This window comes from Finegoldia sp. BIOML-A2 (assembly GCF_009678315.1).
Taxonomy (GTDB): Bacteria; Bacillota; Clostridia; order Tissierellales; family Peptoniphilaceae; genus Finegoldia; species Finegoldia magna.
The window spans coordinates 140252-160834 of sequence record NZ_WKZE01000001.1 but is presented as its reverse complement, the minus strand read 5'-3'; the positions used below and the strand labels follow the sequence as shown (position 1 = coordinate 160834).

The following is a 20583-nucleotide window of genomic DNA, read 5'->3' as shown; positions in this document are numbered from 1 at the left end:
TATGTCAGAAACTAAAGTAATAAAAGAAAAGAACATAGATTATTCAAACAGAGAAGTGCTTGTTGAATTAGAAAACTTGGATAAGTTTTTCAAAGTTGGTAAAAACAAGACTTTAAAAGCTGTTGAAAATGTAAATTTAAAAATATATAAAGGGGAAACTTTCGGACTTGTAGGAGAATCTGGATGTGGTAAAACTACATGCGGAAGAACAGTTATTAACTTATATGAACCTACAAATGGTAAAGTTATATATGAAGGAAAAGATATCACAAAGTTGAGCGGTAAAGAAAAACAATCTTTTAAGAAAAAAGCTCAAATGATTTTCCAAGACCCATATTCATCACTTGACTCTAAGATGACTATTGGTGATATCATTGGAGAAGGTATCAGAGTTCACTTCCCTGAAATGCAAGAAAAAGATATTCAAAATAGAATTACTGAATTATTAAAAACTGTAGGACTTAACGCTGAACACGGAGCTAGATTCCCGCACGAATTATCTGGTGGACAAAGACAAAGAATTGGTATTGCCAGAGCTTTAGCAGTAAAACCAGAATTTATCGTATGTGATGAACCTATCTCAGCGCTTGATGTAAGTATTCAAGCACAAGTTGTTAACTTACTTATTGAATTACAAAGAGAAAAGAAATTAACTTATTTGTTCATTTCTCACGATTTATCAATGGTAAAACACATTTCAGATAGAATAGGCGTAATGTATTTAGGTAGTATGGTAGAAGTATCTTCAAACACTAAGATTTATAATCAACCACTTCACCCTTACACTAAAGCATTGATTTCTGCAATTCCTATTCCAGATCCTGATGTTTCAAGCGAAGGACGTGTTAAATTACAAGGTGAAATTCCTTCACCAATTAACGCACCAGAAGGATGTAAATTCTGTACAAGATGTAACTATGCAATGGAAATATGTAAAACTGATAGACCAGTTCTACAAGAAATTGCGGATAAACACTTTGTAGCTTGCCACTTATTCGATAAAGGATTGGATGAAGGTATAAGAGCTATGAAAGAACAAGATGCTAAACTTAGTCGTGCACCACAATCTGAAGTTCAAGAAAATGTTGAAGAAACAACAGCTGAACAAGAAATGGGCAAGAGATTAGATGATGAAGCACAAGCTAGAAACATCGATTCAACAGGAATGACAAAATAAATTATATTCCCCGCCATGTGCGGGGTTTTGTTTTGTCCAAAATTCAAACACAAAAACAAATATATGATAAAATAATCATTGGTGTTAAAATTAATTTATAAATACACCACAGTAAATTTGCTATGATATAATAAATCGAGAGGGGAATTATGATTAAAAATATAATATTTGATCTTGATGGTACTATTACGAATTCTTACGAGGGAATTGTAAATGCCGTTAAGTTTAGTTTGGATAAAATAAACTTTAAATACGATGAAAGTAAGCTAATATCTTTTATAGGACCACCTTTGAAAGACAGTTACATGGAGTTGGGATTTAGTGAAACTGAATCCAAAGAAAGAATTGAAGATTTCAGAGATTATTATTTCAAAAAAGGTATTAAAGAAATGGAACTCTACGATGGAATTGTAGAAACTATACACAAATTTTATGATGAAGGATATAAAATTTATTTGGCTACAAGTAAAGTTGAATCTTCAGCTAGGAAAATTTTATCAGATAATAATTTGTTGAAATATTTTTCATATACTGCTGGGGCGACTATGGATCAATCAAGAGTAGAGAAGGAAGATGTAATAGCTTATTTGATAGATAAAACTGGTATAAATCCAGAAGAATCGATTATGGTTGGAGATAGACATCACGATATTGAAGGGGCAAGACTTAACAATATTAAAGCAATCGCTGCAGGATATGGATTTGGAAATGCAGAGGAATATAAAAATGCGGTTTTTGTTGCAGATAATCCTACTGATGTGTATGAATTTGTGATTAATCAAAATGATAGGTGATTTGAATGGTTAATAATATTAAAAATACGGTTATGGAATTTTCAAAAGAAAATGAAGAAGTTAGAAGTCTTATTGAAACGGGAAGAAGACTTAATCCTACTTTAAAAAGGGACGAAAACACAGATTATCATTTTGTTTTCGGAGTAAGTGATTTTGAAAAGTTTAAGGATTCACACTTCATTGAAAGTTTATTCGGTGATGTGTTAATGTTAGAAAAATCTGACAAATTAACCTACACAAATAAAATTAATCCTCACAATATCAGCTACACTATTGTGCTCAATGATATTTCTAAAATCAGAATATTTTTCATTAAGGAAAACACGATGCAAGCTTATATTAATGAAGATAGCCAAGCGGAAATTTTAGTAGACAAAGACCAAGTTTTAGTTGGCAATAGTACCAAATCAGATGTTTGTTTTAGACAATTAAAGCCAACTAAGCATGAATTTGAATCACTAGTCAATCAGATGTTCATAAATTCATTGAATGTTGCGAAAGGTTTGTACAGAAAAGAAGAAATCTACGCCATTCAAATGTTTTATCATGTCAGAGAGAACGTAGATAAAATGACGGGTTACTATATTGGTAGTAATTACGACTTCAATGTTAATATAGGATACAATTACGAATATATCAAGACTTATCTTCCAAAAGATCATTATGAAAGATATTTGCAAACATATCCACTTCCTGAAATAGAGAATCTGTGGAGTACATTGTTCAAATCGTGTGACCTTTTTAGAAAACAAGGACTCCATGTCGCAGAGCTTCTGGGATATGAATATCCTAAGAGAGTTGACCGTGATATAATGCAAAAAATTAGAGATATATGGCAAAGATCATACGATTAAAAAAACTGGTTTATAAAAACCAGCTTTTTTTATCCCTTGAATATTTCCAAACCAAACATATCACACATATCGTTTAATCCTTGTAGGATTTCGTCACGACTGTAGTTTGATTTTTGAAGTTTTTCATCCGAAAGTCCTTTTAATTTGTCATAAAATCTCGTTGCGATTGTTGCATACATAAGATTATTTGTTTCTAGCTTTTCGAACAAAATATTTTCAGCATCGTTTATTCTATCTTCTTCGATAAGATTTTCCAACAATCTTTCAAATTCGAACGAATCTTTTTGGTATTGTTCATTCTCATTTAATTTTCTATTTGTTTCCATATCTGTAAATAATTTTTGCAAAAATTCACTGACCACATTGATTTGTTTTAGTAGCCAATCGTTTGATTCTATCATATTATCACTCTTTCTAAATTTCTCTACTTATATTATACTAAATTTTCAAGTTTTGATATACTATTAATAGAATAAGATTATCGGAGAAAATTATGATTGTAAAATTAAAAAGAAATCCTAACGAAAAGGAAGTAAAAAAACTAATAGATTTTTTAAATGAACAAAACGTCAGAGTTGATGAGACTATTGGCGATAGATACACGATTATTTCGTTAATAGGAGATACTTCAAGCATTGATGAAAAGCTAATATCACGCTTTGATATTGTGGATAAGGTTATTAGAATAGAAGAACCTTTTAGTAAGGCAAACAAAAAATACCATCCACAACCTAAAATTGTCGATGTCGATGGTGTAAAAATAGGTGACGGAAATTTCTGCGTGATGGCAGGACCATGCTCTGTTGAGAGTGAAGAACAGATTATTACCATTGCTAAAAGCGTGAAGGAAAACGGAGCGAATATCCTTAGAGGCGGAGCTTTTAAGCCTAGATCCTCGCCTTATGCTTTCCAAGGATTAGGCAAAAAGGGAATTGATTTGTTAATCCAAGCAAAAAAAGAAACAGGACTTCCAATTATTACAGAGATAATGGATTTGTCTGATTTGGATTATTTCAACGATGTCGATATGTTGCAAGTTGGAGCTAGAAATATGCAAAATTATTCCCTGCTTAAAGAGTTGGGACATTCAGATAAGCCAATTTTACTAAAGAGAGGTTTGAGTGCTACTTACAAGGAATGGATAATGAGCGCAGAGTACATTATGACTGGTGGCAACGAAAATGTCGTATTGTGTGAGAGAGGAATTCGAACTTTTGAAAATTACACTAGAAATACATTGGATATTTCTGCTATTTCTGTGATGAAGGAATTGTCACAACTTCCTATTATAATGGATCCATCACACGCAAGTGGAAAATACACTTTGATAGAACCGCTATCACTTGCATCGACTGCGGCAGGTTGCGACGGACTTATGATTGAAGTGCACAACGATCCAGAAAATGCGCTAAGCGACGGGCCACAATCTGTCACTTGCGAAAGATTTAGAACAATAATGAGAAAAGTAAGGAAATTAAGGCAATGTATTCAGTAATAAATGTCAAAAATTACGATCTAATAGTTGGACTTGATGCTTTAAATCAATCGCGCGATTATTTGAAAGATTTTATAAAATCAAAGGCGATTGTTATTACTGACGAAAATGTGGACAAATATCACCACAAAACATTGGATATTTTGCTAGATGAATTGGAGATTGAACATGAATTTTATGTTATAAAACCAGGAGAATCTTCCAAAAGTTTATCAGAGTACGAAAAAATAATGACTTACATGAGTATGTCTTATCACAGAAATGACACTGTGATTGCTTTTGGTGGAGGAGTCGTTGGAGATTTGGCTGGGTTCGTTGCTGCAACTTTTATGCGTGGTATTGATTTCATTCAAATTCCTACGACTGTTTTGTCGATGGTAGATTCATCAGTGGGTTCTAAAACAGGGATTGATTTACCAACTGGGAAAAACTTAATTGGAGCGTTCAAAGATCCAAAGCTTTGCATTATTGATCCACTTTTGCTGAAAACTTTAGACGATTACGTGTTTGAAGATGGTTTCGGGGAAATTATCAAATACGCGATTTGTTTTGATGAAGAATTATTCGACATCATAATGGCTAAAAGATACACTAAACAAAGCGATTTATCGGAAATTGTAGAGATTTGCGTGAGCATCAAAAAAAATATCGTGCTCCAAGACAAATTGGAGCAAAATTTGAGAAGATTATTAAATTACGGGCACACATTGGGACATGCTGTCGAAAAACTGTCCGATTATAATGTTATGCATGGACATGCCGTGGCTTTCGGAATGAAGTGTATGGCGAAAAAATACAGCAAGGATTACGACAGAATATTGGAAGTTCTGAAAATGTATAATTTGGATGAAAATTACGATTATTCTGTGGATGATTTGTATAAAGTTAGCCTACGTGATAAGAAAAACACAAAAGATATGATTAGTTTGATAGTTTCCGAAGAAATCGGAGACTGTACGTTTTTGAGTATGAACAAATCGGATTACAAAAAGGTTTTGAGTGATATTTATGAAGATTAAAACGGACAATTTACAAGGAACAGTGGAAGCTATATCTTCCAAATCATTTGCGCACAGGTTTTTGATTTTAGCAAGTATTGCAGATAACGATACAACAATTATCATTAATGAATTCTCAAACGATATAATGACAACTATTGATTGTTTGAGAAATTTGGGAGTTGAAATCGATATAAACGAAAATGAAGTTACAGTTCATCCTTCGTTTTTTCAAAAAGATGTGTCCGATATCAATGTAAATGATTCGGGTTCAACTTTGAGATTTTTGCTTCCATTGGTTAGTTTCTTATCTCAAAAAACAAACGTAAAATGCACTGGAAGATTACAGGATAGGCCGATAAAAGAATTGATGGATCAATTGAAATTATCAGGGCTTACTTTTAGTGACGATAAACTTCCTTTTACAGTTGATGGAACTTTTCACAAAATTGATTTCGAATTTCCTGGAGATGTATCCAGCCAATATATTTCTGCGATTATGATGATTGCACCACTTATTGGTGGCTGTGAAATCAAATTGACATCACGACTTGAATCTACTGGATATATCAAAATCACACAAGAATGTTTGAGATTATTTGGAGTAGATTCCGAGATTTTATTTGATAAAGTCATCGTAAAACCAGGGGCTTTAAAATCACCAGGAGAAATTATCGTAGAAGGAGACTGGTCAAACGCAGCGTTTTTCTTGTGTGCAAATGAATTAGGTGCAGATATAAACGTTCAGAACTTAAACATGGTCTCAGTTCAAGCAGACAGAAAAATAGTTGAATTATTAGAAAAAATAAATAAAAACAGAGATTACTGTGAAATAGATATATCACAAACACCAGATTTATTTGTGATTTTGGCAGTAGTTTTGTCTCAAAAATGCGACAAATCAGTCTTAAAAAACGCTAAAAGATTGAGACTCAAAGAATCGGATAGAATTCAATCAACTTACGATATGTTAAAATCATTCGGTGTAAACTGTAAAATAGAGGGAGATAATCTCATAATACACAAATCAGAAATGAAACCTGCTGTTGTAAATTCTTGTGATGACCACAGAATTGTAATGGCAGCAGCAATAGCATCTATGGTTACCAAAGAAGTTGAAATTAAAGATTGGCAATCTGTGAAGAAATCTTATCCATCATTTTTTGAAGAAATAGAAAGGTTGGGTAGCGATGTCATCGATAGGTAAATTAGTTAAGTTAACCGTGTGGGGAGAGTCGCATGGCTCGATGATTGGTGGCGTGATTGACGGAATTGATCCAGGAGTCAAAATCGACCACGAAAGATTGAGAGCACACATGAAAAGAAGATCTCCCGGAAAATCCAACACGACACTTAGAAAAGAATCAGATGAAGTTGAGTTCGTATCGGGGATTTTGAACGATACAACTACGGGTGCTCCATTATCTTTTATTATAAAAAACTCAGATCATCACTCAAAAGATTATTCAAATATTTATAATACTCCAAGACCATCACATGCAGACTATCCTGCAACTGTTAGATACAATGGTTTCAACGATATCAATGGAAGTGGACATTTTTCTGGAAGATTGACAGCAGTCATTAATGTGGCAGGATTTATCGCACAAGAAATATTAAAGGAACACGATATATATGTGTTCAGCCATTTGTATTCACTGGGAGATATTGTGGACGAAAGATTTGATAATTTAATCTTTACAGACTACAGTAATTTGAAGAATAAAAAAGTCGAAGTAATAAACGATGAAATAATCGATAAAATTGATGGCAAAATAGAAGAGTTGAGAGATAGAAAAGATTCCGTTGGCTCAAGTGTCGAAACTGTTGTGTATAATTTGAGAGCGGGAGTTGGAGATACGCTTTTTGATTCGATTGAATCTAGATTGTCACAAAGCTATTTTGGAATTGGAGCAGTAAAATCGGTTGAATTTGGATTGGGCAAATCATTCGACAAATCAAATGCATCTGTTGTGAATGACTGCTATTATATAGAAAACGAACAAATCAAAACCAAAACGAATTTCAACGGTGGAATACTGGGAGGAATTTCGACGGGAATGCCGATAATTTCCTTGGTTACGTTCAAACCACCAGCATCGATAGGAATAACACAAGATACAGTTGATTTGAGAAGTAGAACGAATACTACGTTGACTGTTGAAGGAAGACACGACCCAAGCATTGGAATCAGAGCCGTAAGCGTGATGGAGTCAATCACTGCATTTGTGATTTACGATTTGTTAAAGGAGTACGGATGGAAAAATTTAGAAAAGAAATAGATAAAATTGATTCTGAAATCGCTAGATTATTAGAGAAAAGATTTGAGATTTGTTCTGAAATTGGCGATTTTAAAACAAAGAATAATATTGAAACAGAAGACAAATTGAGAGAAAAGGAAATTTTTGAAAAAATAGAACAAACAAATTTTAAATACCGCAACAATATAAAGGAAGTTGAATCCAAAATTTTACTAGAATCAAAAAAAATTCAGGATAATTTGAAATGAAATACGGATTATTAGGAAAATCTTTAAAGCATAGTTATTCCAAAGAAATTCACGAACTATTAGGATACTACAAATACGAATATTTTGAAGAAGATGATTTGGATAAATTTTTCAAAAGAAAGGATATCAATGGAATCAATATAACTATTCCGTACAAGGAAGACGTCATAAAATACTTGGACGAAATGAGTGAAGATGCGAAGAAAATCGGATGCGTAAATACGATTAAATTTTCTGATACTATCAAAGGATATAACACCGACATCGACGGAATGGAGTATATGATTTCTAGAATTATCGATTTGAAAGGTAAAGAAGTCGTGATTTTAGGTGATGGTGCGACTAGCAAAACAGCCGTAGAGTGCGCGAAAAGACTTCAGGCAAGAACTATTAAAGTGATTTCACGAAAAGGTGAGCATAAGTTTGAAGATATAGATTATTACAAAAAATGCGACGTTTTAATCAACGCAACTCCAGTGGGAATGTATCCGAACAATTTGAAATCCGTTATAAAATTAGGGAAAATCAGACCAAAAGCTGTGTTCGATGTGATTTATAATCCGAACAAAACTTCTCTTTTAATGGATTGCGATAGACTTAAAATTCCAAACGACAATGGTTTGCGAATGCTGGTGTATCAAGCTGTCAAAGCTTGTGAGATTTTTACTTCTAAAAAAATAGACGATGATGTTGTAGAAAATATCGTACAGAAAATTAGAACGAAAAATATGAATATTGCACTGGTTGGAATGCCTGGAAGTGGTAAAAGTACAGTTGCTAAAATCATCGCAAAAAATACTGACAAGAAACTTGTGGATATCGACAAAATCATCACGCAAAGATATGGAAATATTAATGATATATTTGCAGTACAAGGCGAAAAATATTTCAGGAAAATAGAGTCTGAAGTTTTAGAAGAATTTTCCAAAGAAAAGAACTTGGTTATCGCAACTGGTGGAGGGACTGTAACTGTGAAGAAGAATTTTTATTATCTTCACCAAAATTCAGTTGTTTATTGGATTGACAGACCGAACAGTAAATTATCCAGAAAAAACAGGCCGATTTACAAAACGAATACTATGCGTGAGATTAGACAAAACAGGAATTATTTGTATCGAAGATTCAGCGATAAATATTTCAACAATTACAACGCAAAAACAACTGCCAAATTAATCGTGGAGGATTTCAATGAAACTATATATTATTAATGGACCCAATTTAAATATGCTTGGCATAAGAGAACCTGAAATTTATGGTAAGCTGACATTACAAGACATTGAATCCAAGATAAAATTATACTGCGCGAAAAATCAAATAGATGTAGAGTTTTATCAGTCAAATCACGAGGGAGAAATCGTGGATATTATTCAAAGTGCTTACAAAAAAGCAGACGGAATAATCATAAATCCTGCGGCATATACGCATACATCTGTTGCTATTTTAGATGCATTGAAAGCTGTAGATGTAGATACAATTGAGGTGCATTTGTCAGATGTTGATGAAAGAGAGGATTTCAGAAAATTTTCTTATGTATCACTTTTTGCAAAAAAAGTTATCAAAGGAAAAGGAGCAGATGGATATATTGAGGCTATCGATTTTTTCTTAAATAGAATATAATATAGGTATGAAAAATCAAGGAGGAGCAATGGACGAATTACAAAAACGTGGTTTATTTAATGAACACGGAGATATTGAATTATCAAAGAGAAAAATAATTAATGGCAATACTACTAATTTGAACGATTTTAACAACATAAAATACTCTTGGACAAGTGAATGGTACAGACAAGCGATGAATAACTTCTGGATTCCAGAAGAAATCAACTTGAATCAAGACATTAAAGATTACAGAAATTTATCGGAAGACGAAAAGATTGCTTACGACAAGATTTTATCGTTTTTGATTTACTTGGATAGTTTACAAACTGCACAACTTCCAAATTTGGAAGCATACATCACTGCTAATGAAATAAACTTGTGCTTATCTATTCAAGCATTCCAAGAATCTATTCACTCACAATCTTACAGTTATATTTTGGATACCATTTGTTCTCCAGAAGAAAGAACAGACATTTTGTACCAATGGAAAGATGATGAGTTTTTGTTAGAAAGAAATAGATTTATTGGAGATCAATATAACGACTTTTTTGAAGAAAAAAGCGAACGAAACTTCATGAAAGCTCTCATCGCAAATTATATCTTGGAAGGAATTTACTTCTATTCCGGATTTATGTTCTTCTATAATTTGGGAAGAATGGGCAAAATGCCAGGAACTGTACAAGAAATCAGATACATTAATAGAGATGAAAACACTCATTTGTGGTTGTTCAGATCTATGATTTTAGATTTGAAGAAAGAACGTCCAGAATTATTTACTGAAGAAAAAAATGCACAATACAAAGAAATGATAAAACAAGGTTCAGAAGCTGAAATTGAATGGGCAAAATACGTTATCGGTGAAAAAATCCAAGGGTTGTCTATCAAAATGGTTGAAGATTACATCAAATACTTGGGTAATTTGAGATCAACAGGACTTGGTTTTGGAGTTATCTATCCAGGTTACGAGAGAGAAATTCCTTCAATGAAATGGGTAAGCGAATATTCTGACCCAAATAAAATCAAGACAGATTTCTTCGAAGCAAAACCATCAGCTTATTCTAAGTCAGCGATAATAGAAGACGATTTATAAAATATACCCGGCATTTTTATACAGGAAATGCCGGATTATTTAATTTAAGCATATGAAAATACAATTAGAAGACAAAAGATATCAAAAAGAGTGCGTAGATATTTTTACGATATTTGATTCCAAACAAAATCTAGAATTTGGTGAAAGTGATTTTGTCGTAGGAAAAGATTACGTGAAAAAAGAGAAAACTTATCCATTTACTACAAGATTAGAATTAAAAAGAATACTCTATACCATATTTTCAAGAAGATACAATTATACAAATGATTGGGGAATATTAACTGGAACGAAACCCTCTAAGATTTTAAAAAATCATACAGACGAAGAATTAAAACAAATGTATTTAATTAATGATGAGAATTTGAAATTACTTAGAGATATCGACGAGGTTCAGTCTAGCATAGATTTTGATGAGAAAAACTACAACATTTACATCAATATTCCGTTTTGCCCAAGCAGATGCGATTATTGTTCTTTTCCTACTATTGTTTACAAAAATAACGACAGAAGAGAAGAATACCTAGGGTATCTAATAAAAGAAATAACCGAAGTCTCAAAAAGTATCGACAAATACAAAATCAAAACAATTTATGTTGGAGGTGGAACTCCGACAAGCTTGGACTACACAATGCTTGAAAAATTATTGAAAGTTATTACCAACTGTTTTGTCTCTGAAAACTTGCTTGAATACACATTTGAAGCGGGACGAGAAGATAGCTTGGACTTTTACAAACTAAAGTTGTTAAAAAAGTACAACGTCACAAGAATTAGCTTGAATCCACAAACATTTAATGAAAAAGCACTGAAAGCTATGGGAAGAATTCAAAATAATGAGAACTTGCTTGATTTGTACACTCAAGCCAAAAACTTGGGATTTGTGATAAATATGGATTTCATACTTGGATTATTGTACGATGATGTGAAAAATACAGAAGAAAATCTGGAAATTTTAAAAGAACTACAACCTGATAATATAACTTTTCATACACTGTCGATAAAAAAAGGAAGTAAATACTCACAACAATACGACAAGGGAAATTTTAAAGAAAATATTGCTGAGAAACAAATGCAATTGATAAAAAAATGGACATTTCAAAATAATTACCGTCCGTATTATTTATATCGTCAGAAAAATATTCTGAATAACATGGAAAATATAGGATATTGCAGAGATATTCCTTCCAGATACAATATCGTAATCAATGAAGAATTAGAAAGCATAATAGGATTTGGAATGACTGCTAATTCTAAAATCATAAAAGATGATATAATAAAATACACAAACTACAAAAATTTAAGAGATTATTCAGAAAAATTAGACGAAATAATAAAAAGAAAGGTGGAAATCATCAATGGGTGAACTAAAGAAAAGAGAAGAATTCAAATCGGATAAAAGTAGAGTTTTCCAAACTATAAAAGATAGATTGTTAGACAATTCAAAACCAACGGGAGTTGAAAATCAGTACGTAATAGATAACTTGGGAGTTACAATGACCTACACTATAAAAGAAATCGTTGAAAACGAAAAAATGTATATTGATTTAAATTCCAAAAGCATAGATGGATATTTGAATTTTGATTTTGGAGATACAAATTCAGGAAGTTTTGTGGATGTTGATATGAAACTTCACAACAAATCATTATTCGGCGGATTGATGAATTTCGTAATGGATGCGGAAAAGCTAGAGAATAAATTAGTGTATGAATTGAAAAAAGAATTGGGAGAATTGTAGAACTTCAATGTTTTTAATTGAATAATATATGACATAGTCCTCATGATTGTAATTCAAAATTTCTTGTTTTGGATAACTTTCATGGGGATTTTTTGGTTTTATAATGACAATTTTTTCTAAATCTAGTCAAAAGTACTTCAAATATTACAAAAATGTAATATTTTAGACTGTTGTACTCAATTAACAAATGAAATTAAAATTTGCTGTAACCTTTTTGTAACCCTTAATTTTCAAGCATTTAACAATTTTAAAATTTGAGCGAATAGATACAAAGAGTTCTAATGAAAACAAATATCGTTTAAATGGGCAAAAATATGTTCCTTTTTCTTGAATTATTTTTCTGGGTTTAATAAAATAGCCGGGTAGTAAAAAATAAACACAAAAAAATCTAAAAAAGAAAGAGGAGATACAAATGAATTTTAGAAAGTTAATTTTAAATTCTTCGGTTGTCATTATGACAAGTTTATTAGCATTTGTACCATCAAATTCACAAGCAAAAGATTTAAACAATGTTAAAGTAGAACAAAAATCAAGTGAAAATATACAATCAAAAAAATATTGGATAAATGATGATACAGATTTGTTTAAGGAAGAAAATGAACATAGTAAAATAATCGAAGTATTGGAACAAGGTGACAATGTAAAAGTTGAAAAAATCGGAGAAGTTTTTGCGAAAGTAAATTTCACAAGAGATGACAAAAAATTCGAAGGTTTTATTTTCAAATCATATTTGTCAGAAAAAGAAGTTAAACCAGATCCAAACAAATTTGAAGGATGGGTTAACGAAGAAACTAAAGTTTTCGATTCAAAAGAAAAAGAAGCAAAAGAATTGGGAGTAATCGACAAAGACTCAGAAATCAAAGGTCATATCGATGAAGATAATTTGAGAATTACTTATTTCGGAAGAACTGCTTATATTGTTACAAAGAATACAACAAAGGAGTCTCCAGCAGATAGAGACAAAAGATTAGCAAAAGAAAGAAAAATCCAAGCTCAAAAACTTGCAGAAAAAAGAAAAAAAGAACAAGAAGAAAGAGCTAAGAAGGAAAAACAACAAGCACAATCAGCTCCTCAAAATGTTTCAGGAAGAACTATCACAATGAGATCTACTGCTTATACTTCAGATCCTGCAGAAAATGGTGGATATTCTACAACTGCAATGGGAACGGCAATTAGATATGGTGTGGCAGCTGTGGATCCTAGAGTTATTCCATTAGGAACTAGATTGTACATTGAAGGTTATGGATACGCTAGAGCAGAAGATACTGGTGGAGCTATTAAAGGAAATAGAATCGACTTAGTATTTGGTTCAAAATCTCAAAGCAATAATTGGGGAAGAAGAACTGTTAGAGTTACAATTTTAAACTAATTAAATATTATTACTACGATTAATGAAGGCGATGAATTTCATCGTCTTTTTTGATTGACAAATACATAAGATATGATATAATAAAAAGTTTTGTTATTGAATTAAGTTTGTGATTAAGCTATAATATATAGTGAGGTGATAGTATGTTTAAAATAGGCGATAAGATTGTTTATCCTATGCACGGTGCAGGCATAATTACCGAAGTACAAAATAAAGAGGTCTTGGGAGTTAAAAAAGATTATTATATTTTGAAAATGCCAATGGGGGAAATGAAAATCTCGATACCTGTAGATAAGATAAATGATATGGGAATAAGATTTGTTGCAGAAGAAGAAACTATTCATTCTTTAAGAGATATTTTAAAGAATAGTGAAGTTGATTTTCCTTCAAATTGGAATAAAAGGTACAAAGAAAATCTCGAAAAATTGAGAACGGGAGATATAAAAGAAACTGCTATTGTGTATAAGGGTTTGTATGAATTAGATTATTCAAAAGGCCTATCCATGATTGAAAAGAAAGTACTTAATACCTCCAGAAAAATGCTTATTAGCGAAATAGCAAGTGGTTTGAATATTAAACCATCAGAAGCTGAAAGCATGGTGAACGAATTAATCGATTTAGATTAAAATATTTGTGAAAGGAGAAATGATTTGTTCAGACGAGGGATGTCAATACTGATATCTATCATCGGAGCTATTTTAGGAATTATATTTACTAATGTTATTTTCAGTAATTTTATTGAAAAATCAACTAGTGTTATTATTAAGATAGTCGCTATGATTGTAGCGGCAGTCGTATTTGGATTCATATTTTATGCTTTGGCTCCGAAATTCATATCAGTAGAATTAAAATTGATAGAATCTATTGAAGATTCTCTTAAAAAGTTCTCTCTGGTCGATATTGTTATAGGGACAATTGGTCTTGTGGTAGGGCTGATATTAGCTTTTTTGATATCACAACCGTTGTTAAAATTAAATATTCCAGGGATAGGAACTGTATTGACTGTTATTTTTGAAATTGTGTTTTATATTGGAATGGGATTTTTGGGAGCAAAACTTGCTCTTAATTATCACGATGATTTTCTTGCATTTTTCGATAGAATCAAAACCAAAGAAAAACCAAATCTCAAATTTTCAAGCAAAGATAGCAAAGTTAGACCTAAAATCGTAGACACTTCTACTATTATTGACGGTAGAATTATAGATATATTGAAGACGGGATTTTTGGAAGGAAATTTAATAATTCCAATATTTGTCATCGAAGAACTTCAACATATCGCAGATTCGGATAATTATTTGAGAAGGCAAAAAGGGAGACGTGGATTGGATATTTTAAAAACTATGCAAACTGAGTACAAGGACAAGGTTAAAGTGGTTGACAAGAGATATCCTAATATTGACAAAGTCGATTCAATGCTTGTGAAAATGTCAGAAGAATTGAATGCAAATTTACTTACGAACGATTATAATTTGAATAAGGTCGCAGACTTGCAGGAAGTTTTCGTGTTCAACATAAATGATTTGGCAAATGCTATGAGACCTGTTTTTGTAGCAGGTGAGCCGATTAATGTGTCAATCATCAAAGAAGGACGTGAAAATAATCAAGGTATAGGCTACTTAGACGATGGTACCATGATTGTAGTGGAAGATGGCAAAAAATATTTGGGACAAGTTATTGAATGTACTGTTACAAGTGTTCTTCAAACTTCTGCAGGAAAAATGATTTTTGCAAAGAAATCTGAGGGAAAAGATTAGTAGTTATATATTTTATTTATTATTTGAACTTATTAGAGAACTATTTGTGTAGTTCTCTTTTTTATTGCAATGGCAAATCTTTTTAATTAAATTGATTTTTTGATATAATAATAATGAGGTGTTATATGGATAAATATATTTCAGCTATTATAACTGCGGCTGGATCCTCTCAAAGAATGAATAAAAAAATTCCAAAACAATTTTTGAAAATAAAAGACAAAATGATTTTGGAGATGACTTTGGATGTGTTTCAATCAATTGACGAAATTAAAGAATTCATTCTTGTAATTAGAGAAGAAGACGAAGAATTTGTACGAAATTTTATAAAGGATAAAAATTACAGAGATATAGTAATCGCTATCGGTGGAGACACAAGAGAAAAATCTACATACAATGGCTTGAATAAAGTAAATGAAAATTGTGATTTGATAATAAGCCATGATGCAGCAAGACCGTTTATTAGACGTGAAAAAATACTTGAAGCCATCGAATCTATCGGCGACTATGATGGACTTGTTGTGAGCGTTGGAGCTAAGGATACCATAAAATATGTTGACGATGATATGAGAGTTGTTAACACTCCTAATAGATCACACTTGTATATGGCGCAAACTCCACAAGTTTTCAAGTATAAGTCTATCAAAGATGCATACAAATTAGTATTTGACGAAAAAATAAATGTGACAGACGATTCATCTTTACTTGAAATCGTCGGTAAAAAAGTTAAAATAATTAAGGGCGATTATTCCAATATCAAAATAACAACACAAGAAGATTTGCTATTTGGAGAGTTAATTGCTAGAAAGAGAGAAAACGAATGAGAATAGGTTTTGGGTTAGATGTACACAAACTTGTTGAAGATAGAAAATTGATATTAGGCGGAGTTGAAATTCCACACGACAAGGGACTTTTGGGTCACAGCGATGCAGATGTTTTGATTCACGCAATAATGGATTCGATCTGTGGTGCACTTTGTTTGGGAGATATCGGCAAATTATTTCCAGACACTGATATGAAATACAAAGACATTGATTCCAGAGTTTTGCTCAGGAAAGTTTTTGAAATCATGGATGATATGGGTTATGAAGTTGGAAATATTGATTCTACGATTTCTTGCCAAAAACCTAAACTTAGAGATTACATTGATACAATGCGTGAAAATATTGCACAAGATTTGCACACTAATACTTTTAACATTTCAGTCAAGGCAACTACAACAGAACAACTTGGCTTTGAAGGCAGATGTGAAGGCATTACAGCTAACAGTGTCTGCATATTAAATAAAAAAGCTTTATAGGTGATAATATGAATTTTCGAAGAAAAATAGCAATAGATTTGGGAACTGCGTCTGTTCTTGTGTATTTGCCAAACAAAGGAGTCGTATTAAACGAGCCTTCAGTTGTGGCGATGAATAGTTTTAATTCCAAAATAATATCTGTTGGAAAAGATGCTAAGAAAATTTTGGGGAGAACTCCAGGAAATATTGTCGCTAAGAAACCACTAAAGGATGGCGTGATCGCAGATTTTAATTCAACAGAAAAAATCATTTCTTATTTGCTCAGAAAAACTTTGGGCAAATCACTAATCAGACCAGAGGTTTTGATTTGCGTTCCAAGTCAAATCACACAAGTTCAAAGAAGAGCTGTCATTCAAGCTTCAAAATACGCTGGAGCGTACAACACATATTTAATAGAAGAACCGTTAGCCGCAGCTATAGGCTCTGGAATTGATGTAACAGATGCAAGAGGTAATATAGTTGTAGATATCGGTGGAGGAACTACAGATGTTGCGGTGATTTCTATGGGAGGAATTGTAATTAATAAATCAATTCCTGTTGCAGGCGATGAGTTTGACAAAAAAATTCAAGATTTTGTCCAAACAAAATACAATATGATAATTGGGGAATCCACTGCGGAAAAAGTTAAAATAAATGTAGGCAGCGCATATCCTAGAGATGATGGTGAGTTGTACGAAATCAAAGGTAGAAATCTGGTAAATGGATTACCAATGCACATTTACGTTTCATCAAAAGATATTTCAGTTGCATTGAAAAAGCCAATCGACAAAATCGTAGACACTGTCCAAGAAGTTTTGGAACAAACTCCGGCTGAATTAGCGGCGGATGTTTACGAAAGAGGAATCATTATGAGTGGCGGTGGATGTCTACTGAAAGGATTGGATAAATTAATTTCTGAAAGAATTGGTGTGAACGCTAGGATTGTAGATGGTCCAATCACGGCAGTTGTTAGGGGAACTGGTAAATCATTAATGTGGATGGATAAATTAAAAGAAGACAGTGATTCTCATCAAGATTTGAGAAGAAAAGTAATTGTTAGCAGGATGAGATAAAATTGTAATTATTACAAATTGTATTCATTGTTTGTTAACGATGTGATATAATATATGTATAAAATAAAATAGGGGGTATTTTGATATGAAAATGATGACACAAGCAAATTTACAATCAGCATTTGGAGGAGAATCTCAAGCAAGAAATAGATACAACATTTGGGGGAATAAAGCTGAAAAAGACGGTTTTAAAAATGTTGCAAGATTGTTCAACGCTACAGCTGACGCTGAAAAAATCCACGCTGCATTACACTTTGATGCATTAAAAGATGTTCACGGTGATTTCGCAGTAACTAGCATGGCTGGTTTCGGAATTGGAAGCACTTCTGAAAACTTAGAAGGAGCTAGAAACGGAGAAATCTTCGAAGCAACTGAAATGTACCCAGCTTACATAGAAGTAGCTGAAATGCAAGAAGAAAAAGAAGCAGTAAGAGCTATGAGATTTGCTGTAGAAGCAGAAAAAGTTCACGCTGAAAGATTCGGAAAAGCAAAAGAATTCGTTGACGGTGGAAAAGACTTAGAAGTAGAAGAAATATTACTATGCCCAGTATGCGGATACATAGGATTTGAAAAAATCGATGCATGTCCAATTTGCGGATGCAAATCCGAAAAATTCATAGAATATTAATTTTTTGATATAAGCCGGGTAATACCGGCTTATATTTTTAAAATCTGGAGGAAATTATGGTAGAGAAAAAGGTTTGTATAACAAACGAGATAGGACTTCACGCAAGAGCTGCATCCAAATTTTTGAATGAAGCAGTAAAATACAATTCTAATATTGAATTCATAAAAGACAATAAAACATACAGTGCTAAAAGTATTATAAGCATTTTGTCATTATCAGCGCACAAAGGATGTGAGCTTATTTTAAGATGCGATGGTGAAGATGAGCAATTGGCACTTGAAAAATTAAGCGAATTAATTGAAAACGGATTAGATTATTAAAATAGAGTGTGAAAATGTTTTTACGAACAAACAGTGCTATGAGCGTTTAATTTTGCGAAAAATTAGTGATAATTTATGGTATCATATAATTAAAGAAGCATAGATGGGAATGATTAATTTGGTTTTTTTGGATAAATTTTTTAATATGATCAACACACTAAGATTTTTGGATATCATAGATATCGCTATAGTTGCGGTCTGTATTTACAAACTATATATGATGATAAAAGAAACAAGAGCTGAACAACTCGTAAAAGGACTTGTAATCATATTTATTTTTGTAAAAATTAGTGATTCGTTGAAATTATACACTGTAAACTGGGTTTTGGAGAACATGATGACGGCTTTGGCTATTATGATAATAGTGGTATTCCAGCCTGAACTTAGAAAAATTTTGGAAACAATAGGTAGAAGTAATATTTTGACCAAATCATTTGCAGATATCAGAGGAGAAAAAGTGGATAAGTGCGTGGAAGAAATTGTACACGCTGTATTTTCACTTTCAAGACAAAGAATTGGTGCATTGATTATTTTTGAGAGAAGTACAGGTCTTGGAGACGTTGTAGAAACAGGCACAGTTTTAAATTCTGCGATTTCTAGCGAACTTTTGATAAATATATTCATACCTAATACTCCACTTCATGATGGTGCGGTTGTAATCAAAAATGATACTATCAAAGCGGCGGCATGTTTTTTGCCATTGTCCACAGAACAATCCATATCCAAGGAATTGGGAACAAGACACAGGGCAGCTATAGGAATGAGTGAAAAAAGTGATTGTTTGGCACTTATAGTTTCAGAAGAAACAGGTGGTATTTCAATAGCTGAACACGGTAAAATCAACAGATACGTTGATGAACCAACTCTAACAAAGATTCTGACAAAATTATACAATGATCAAGATTCTTATATTTTCAACAGAAAGGAAATAGAAGATGAAAGATAAATTAAAGAATAGTTCATACTTAAAAAATATTGACTTCAAAGGATTTTATTCAAATAATCTTATAATCAAAATAGTCTGTCTTTTTTTGGCTATATTTTTGTGGTCTTTTGTAATGGGAAATAAAAACCCCGTAGTAACAAAAGATATTCCAGTAGTAAACGTTGAATATCGAGGCGTAGATAAGTTAAGAGAAAATGGAAGAGTGATAATATCACCGAAAACTCCTACAATATCTATGCGTGTGGAGGGAAGAAGAAACACAATCACTAAAATGAAAAATTCGGAAATAAAAGCTTTTGTAGATGTTAAATCTATAAAAGTTGATTCTGAAACATTACCCGTAGAGATAAGCCTTCCTCAAGGAGTTAACGTAGCAGATCAATCTGACGAAACTATTTTGGTGAAGACAGAAACAGTTGATACTGTTAAATTTCCTATAAGAATAATGAAGGTAGGAGATTTGCAGGAAAATGTAGAAATTGATTCTATTAAATTAGATCCAAAAGATATAAAAGTATCTGGAGCTAAGACGTATCTCAACTCAATTGATTACGCATCAGTTAAAATTGATCAATCAAATATTGACAAGGATATCAACTTAGATTTACCGATTAATCTAAGCTTAAAAGACGACACTACAAGATCATACTTGACAAAATCATCTGAAAGCTGCAAAGTAATAATCGATGTATTGCTTAAAAAAGATGTTGAAATCAAACCGGTTGTGACTAATATTCCAGACGGGTTGAAAGTCAAGAAAGTTACATTCAGTAGACCGACAGTAAAGATAAAAGGACAAGATGATATTATAAAATCACATTCAAATATAACAACAAAAGCCATAGATTTAAAAGGTTTTAAAGAGGGAGAAAACACAGTAGATGTAACATTGGACTTACCGCAATCAATTGTACTTGCAGAAGGCTCCAACGGAAGAATCACAGCAACAGTTGTCCTGGAAAAATAAT

Annotated in this window: 24 protein-coding genes; 23 read left to right on the top strand and 1 reads right to left on the bottom strand. The window is 32.2% G+C overall.

Going from position 1 to position 20583, the window contains the following annotated elements:
• The first annotated feature begins 1 nt into the window (after nucleotide 1).
• The 3 genes from GKF99_RS00745 (at nucleotide 2) to GKF99_RS00735 (ending at nucleotide 2825) form a co-directional block, all read left to right on the top strand.
• Nucleotides 2-1177 carry an oligopeptide/dipeptide ABC transporter ATP-binding protein gene (locus GKF99_RS00745; protein WP_154272342.1) on the top strand — a complete coding sequence of 392 codons (1176 nt, stop codon included), beginning with the start codon at nucleotides 2-4 and terminating at the stop codon, nucleotides 1175-1177.
• Nucleotides 1178-1326: 149 nt separating this feature from the next.
• Entirely contained in the window at nucleotides 1327-1971 is a 645-nt protein-coding gene (locus GKF99_RS00740) for an HAD hydrolase-like protein (RefSeq protein WP_154272340.1), read from the top strand.
• A 5-nt stretch (nucleotides 1972-1976) separates the two neighbouring features.
• Nucleotides 1977-2825 (top strand): aminoglycoside 6-adenylyltransferase, encoded by an 849-nt coding sequence (locus tag GKF99_RS00735; RefSeq protein WP_154272338.1) that lies wholly within the window; start codon nucleotides 1977-1979, stop codon nucleotides 2823-2825.
• Between the two features lie 29 nt (nucleotides 2826-2854).
• On the opposite strand, the gene GKF99_RS00730 is transcribed toward GKF99_RS00735, so the two are convergent.
• A complete protein-coding gene (locus tag GKF99_RS00730; protein WP_094206082.1) occupies nucleotides 2855-3226 on the bottom strand; it encodes a DUF6483 family protein in 372 nt (123 codons plus the stop codon).
• 92 nt (nucleotides 3227-3318) lie between these two features.
• On the opposite strand from GKF99_RS00730, the gene aroF reads away from it, so the two are divergent.
• From aroF to GKF99_RS00630, 20 genes are all read left to right on the top strand, one after another.
• Nucleotides 3319-4320 carry a 3-deoxy-7-phosphoheptulonate synthase gene (aroF, locus tag GKF99_RS00725; protein WP_094206081.1) on the top strand — a complete coding sequence of 334 codons (1002 nt, stop codon included), beginning with the start codon at nucleotides 3319-3321 and terminating at the stop codon, nucleotides 4318-4320.
• Nucleotides 4308-5339, top strand: a complete 1032-nt coding sequence (gene aroB / locus GKF99_RS00720) for a 3-dehydroquinate synthase (protein WP_154272336.1) — start codon at nucleotides 4308-4310, stop codon at nucleotides 5337-5339. The genes aroF and aroB overlap by 13 nt, the downstream gene beginning before the upstream one ends.
• A complete protein-coding gene (locus tag GKF99_RS00715; RefSeq protein ID WP_154272335.1) occupies nucleotides 5329-6525 on the top strand; it encodes a 3-phosphoshikimate 1-carboxyvinyltransferase in 1197 nt (398 codons plus the stop codon). The genes aroB and GKF99_RS00715 overlap by 11 nt, the downstream gene beginning before the upstream one ends.
• Nucleotides 6509-7600, top strand: coding sequence for a chorismate synthase (gene aroC, locus GKF99_RS00710; RefSeq protein WP_154272333.1), 1092 nt, complete (start codon nucleotides 6509-6511; stop codon nucleotides 7598-7600). Before GKF99_RS00715 ends, aroC begins: the two co-directional genes overlap by 17 nt.
• Nucleotides 7576-7827, top strand: a complete 252-nt coding sequence (locus GKF99_RS00705) for a chorismate mutase (RefSeq protein WP_149972093.1) — start codon at nucleotides 7576-7578, stop codon at nucleotides 7825-7827. Before aroC ends, GKF99_RS00705 begins: the two co-directional genes overlap by 25 nt.
• Complete coding sequence (locus GKF99_RS00700; RefSeq protein ID WP_154272331.1) at nucleotides 7824-9035, top strand: shikimate kinase; 1212 nt, start codon at nucleotides 7824-7826, stop codon at nucleotides 9033-9035. The genes GKF99_RS00705 and GKF99_RS00700 overlap by 4 nt, the downstream gene beginning before the upstream one ends.
• Complete coding sequence (gene aroQ / locus GKF99_RS00695; protein WP_154272329.1) at nucleotides 9016-9444, top strand: type II 3-dehydroquinate dehydratase; 429 nt, start codon at nucleotides 9016-9018, stop codon at nucleotides 9442-9444. Before GKF99_RS00700 ends, aroQ begins: the two co-directional genes overlap by 20 nt.
• A 28-nt stretch (nucleotides 9445-9472) precedes the next feature.
• Nucleotides 9473-10516, top strand: a complete 1044-nt coding sequence (locus tag GKF99_RS00690; RefSeq protein WP_035109109.1) for a ribonucleotide-diphosphate reductase subunit beta — start codon at nucleotides 9473-9475, stop codon at nucleotides 10514-10516.
• Nucleotides 10517-10568: 52 nt separating this feature from the next.
• Nucleotides 10569-11876, top strand: coding sequence for a coproporphyrinogen III oxidase (locus GKF99_RS00685; protein ID WP_154272327.1), 1308 nt, complete (start codon nucleotides 10569-10571; stop codon nucleotides 11874-11876).
• Nucleotides 11869-12249, top strand: a complete 381-nt coding sequence (locus GKF99_RS00680) for a hypothetical protein (protein WP_154272325.1) — start codon at nucleotides 11869-11871, stop codon at nucleotides 12247-12249. The genes GKF99_RS00685 and GKF99_RS00680 overlap by 8 nt, the downstream gene beginning before the upstream one ends.
• Before the next feature lie 412 nt (nucleotides 12250-12661).
• Nucleotides 12662-13618: a 3D domain-containing protein gene (locus tag GKF99_RS00675; protein WP_154272323.1), complete on the top strand. Its 957-nt coding sequence runs from the start codon at nucleotides 12662-12664 to the stop codon at nucleotides 13616-13618.
• Between the two features lie 143 nt (nucleotides 13619-13761).
• Complete coding sequence (locus GKF99_RS00670) at nucleotides 13762-14244, top strand: CarD family transcriptional regulator (RefSeq protein ID WP_094207464.1); 483 nt, start codon at nucleotides 13762-13764, stop codon at nucleotides 14242-14244.
• 39 nt (nucleotides 14245-14283) lie between these two features.
• A complete protein-coding gene (locus GKF99_RS00665) occupies nucleotides 14284-15372 on the top strand; it encodes a PIN domain-containing protein (RefSeq protein WP_241673539.1) in 1089 nt (362 codons plus the stop codon).
• Nucleotides 15373-15497: 125 nt separating this feature from the next.
• On the top strand, nucleotides 15498-16193 hold the full coding sequence (ispD, locus tag GKF99_RS00660; protein WP_094207462.1) for a 2-C-methyl-D-erythritol 4-phosphate cytidylyltransferase: 696 nt from the start codon (nucleotides 15498-15500) through the stop codon (nucleotides 16191-16193).
• On the top strand, nucleotides 16190-16669 hold the full coding sequence (gene ispF / locus GKF99_RS00655; protein ID WP_110057799.1) for a 2-C-methyl-D-erythritol 2,4-cyclodiphosphate synthase: 480 nt from the start codon (nucleotides 16190-16192) through the stop codon (nucleotides 16667-16669). The genes ispD and ispF overlap by 4 nt, the downstream gene beginning before the upstream one ends.
• Before the next feature lie 8 nt (nucleotides 16670-16677).
• Entirely contained in the window at nucleotides 16678-17721 is a 1044-nt protein-coding gene (locus GKF99_RS00650; RefSeq protein WP_154272320.1) for a rod shape-determining protein, read from the top strand.
• An 85-nt stretch (nucleotides 17722-17806) separates the two neighbouring features.
• On the top strand, nucleotides 17807-18349 hold the full coding sequence (locus GKF99_RS00645) for a ferritin family protein (RefSeq protein WP_094206066.1): 543 nt from the start codon (nucleotides 17807-17809) through the stop codon (nucleotides 18347-18349).
• A 56-nt stretch (nucleotides 18350-18405) separates the two neighbouring features.
• Nucleotides 18406-18669, top strand: coding sequence for an HPr family phosphocarrier protein (locus GKF99_RS00640; RefSeq protein WP_094207460.1), 264 nt, complete (start codon nucleotides 18406-18408; stop codon nucleotides 18667-18669).
• Nucleotides 18670-18772: 103 nt separating this feature from the next.
• Nucleotides 18773-19615, top strand: a complete 843-nt coding sequence (gene cdaA, locus GKF99_RS00635) for a diadenylate cyclase CdaA (protein WP_002835149.1) — start codon at nucleotides 18773-18775, stop codon at nucleotides 19613-19615.
• Nucleotides 19605-20582 (top strand): CdaR family protein, encoded by a 978-nt coding sequence (locus tag GKF99_RS00630; RefSeq protein ID WP_094207459.1) that lies wholly within the window; start codon nucleotides 19605-19607, stop codon nucleotides 20580-20582. The genes cdaA and GKF99_RS00630 overlap by 11 nt, the downstream gene beginning before the upstream one ends.
• The last annotated feature ends 1 nt before the right edge of the window (nucleotide 20583 follow it).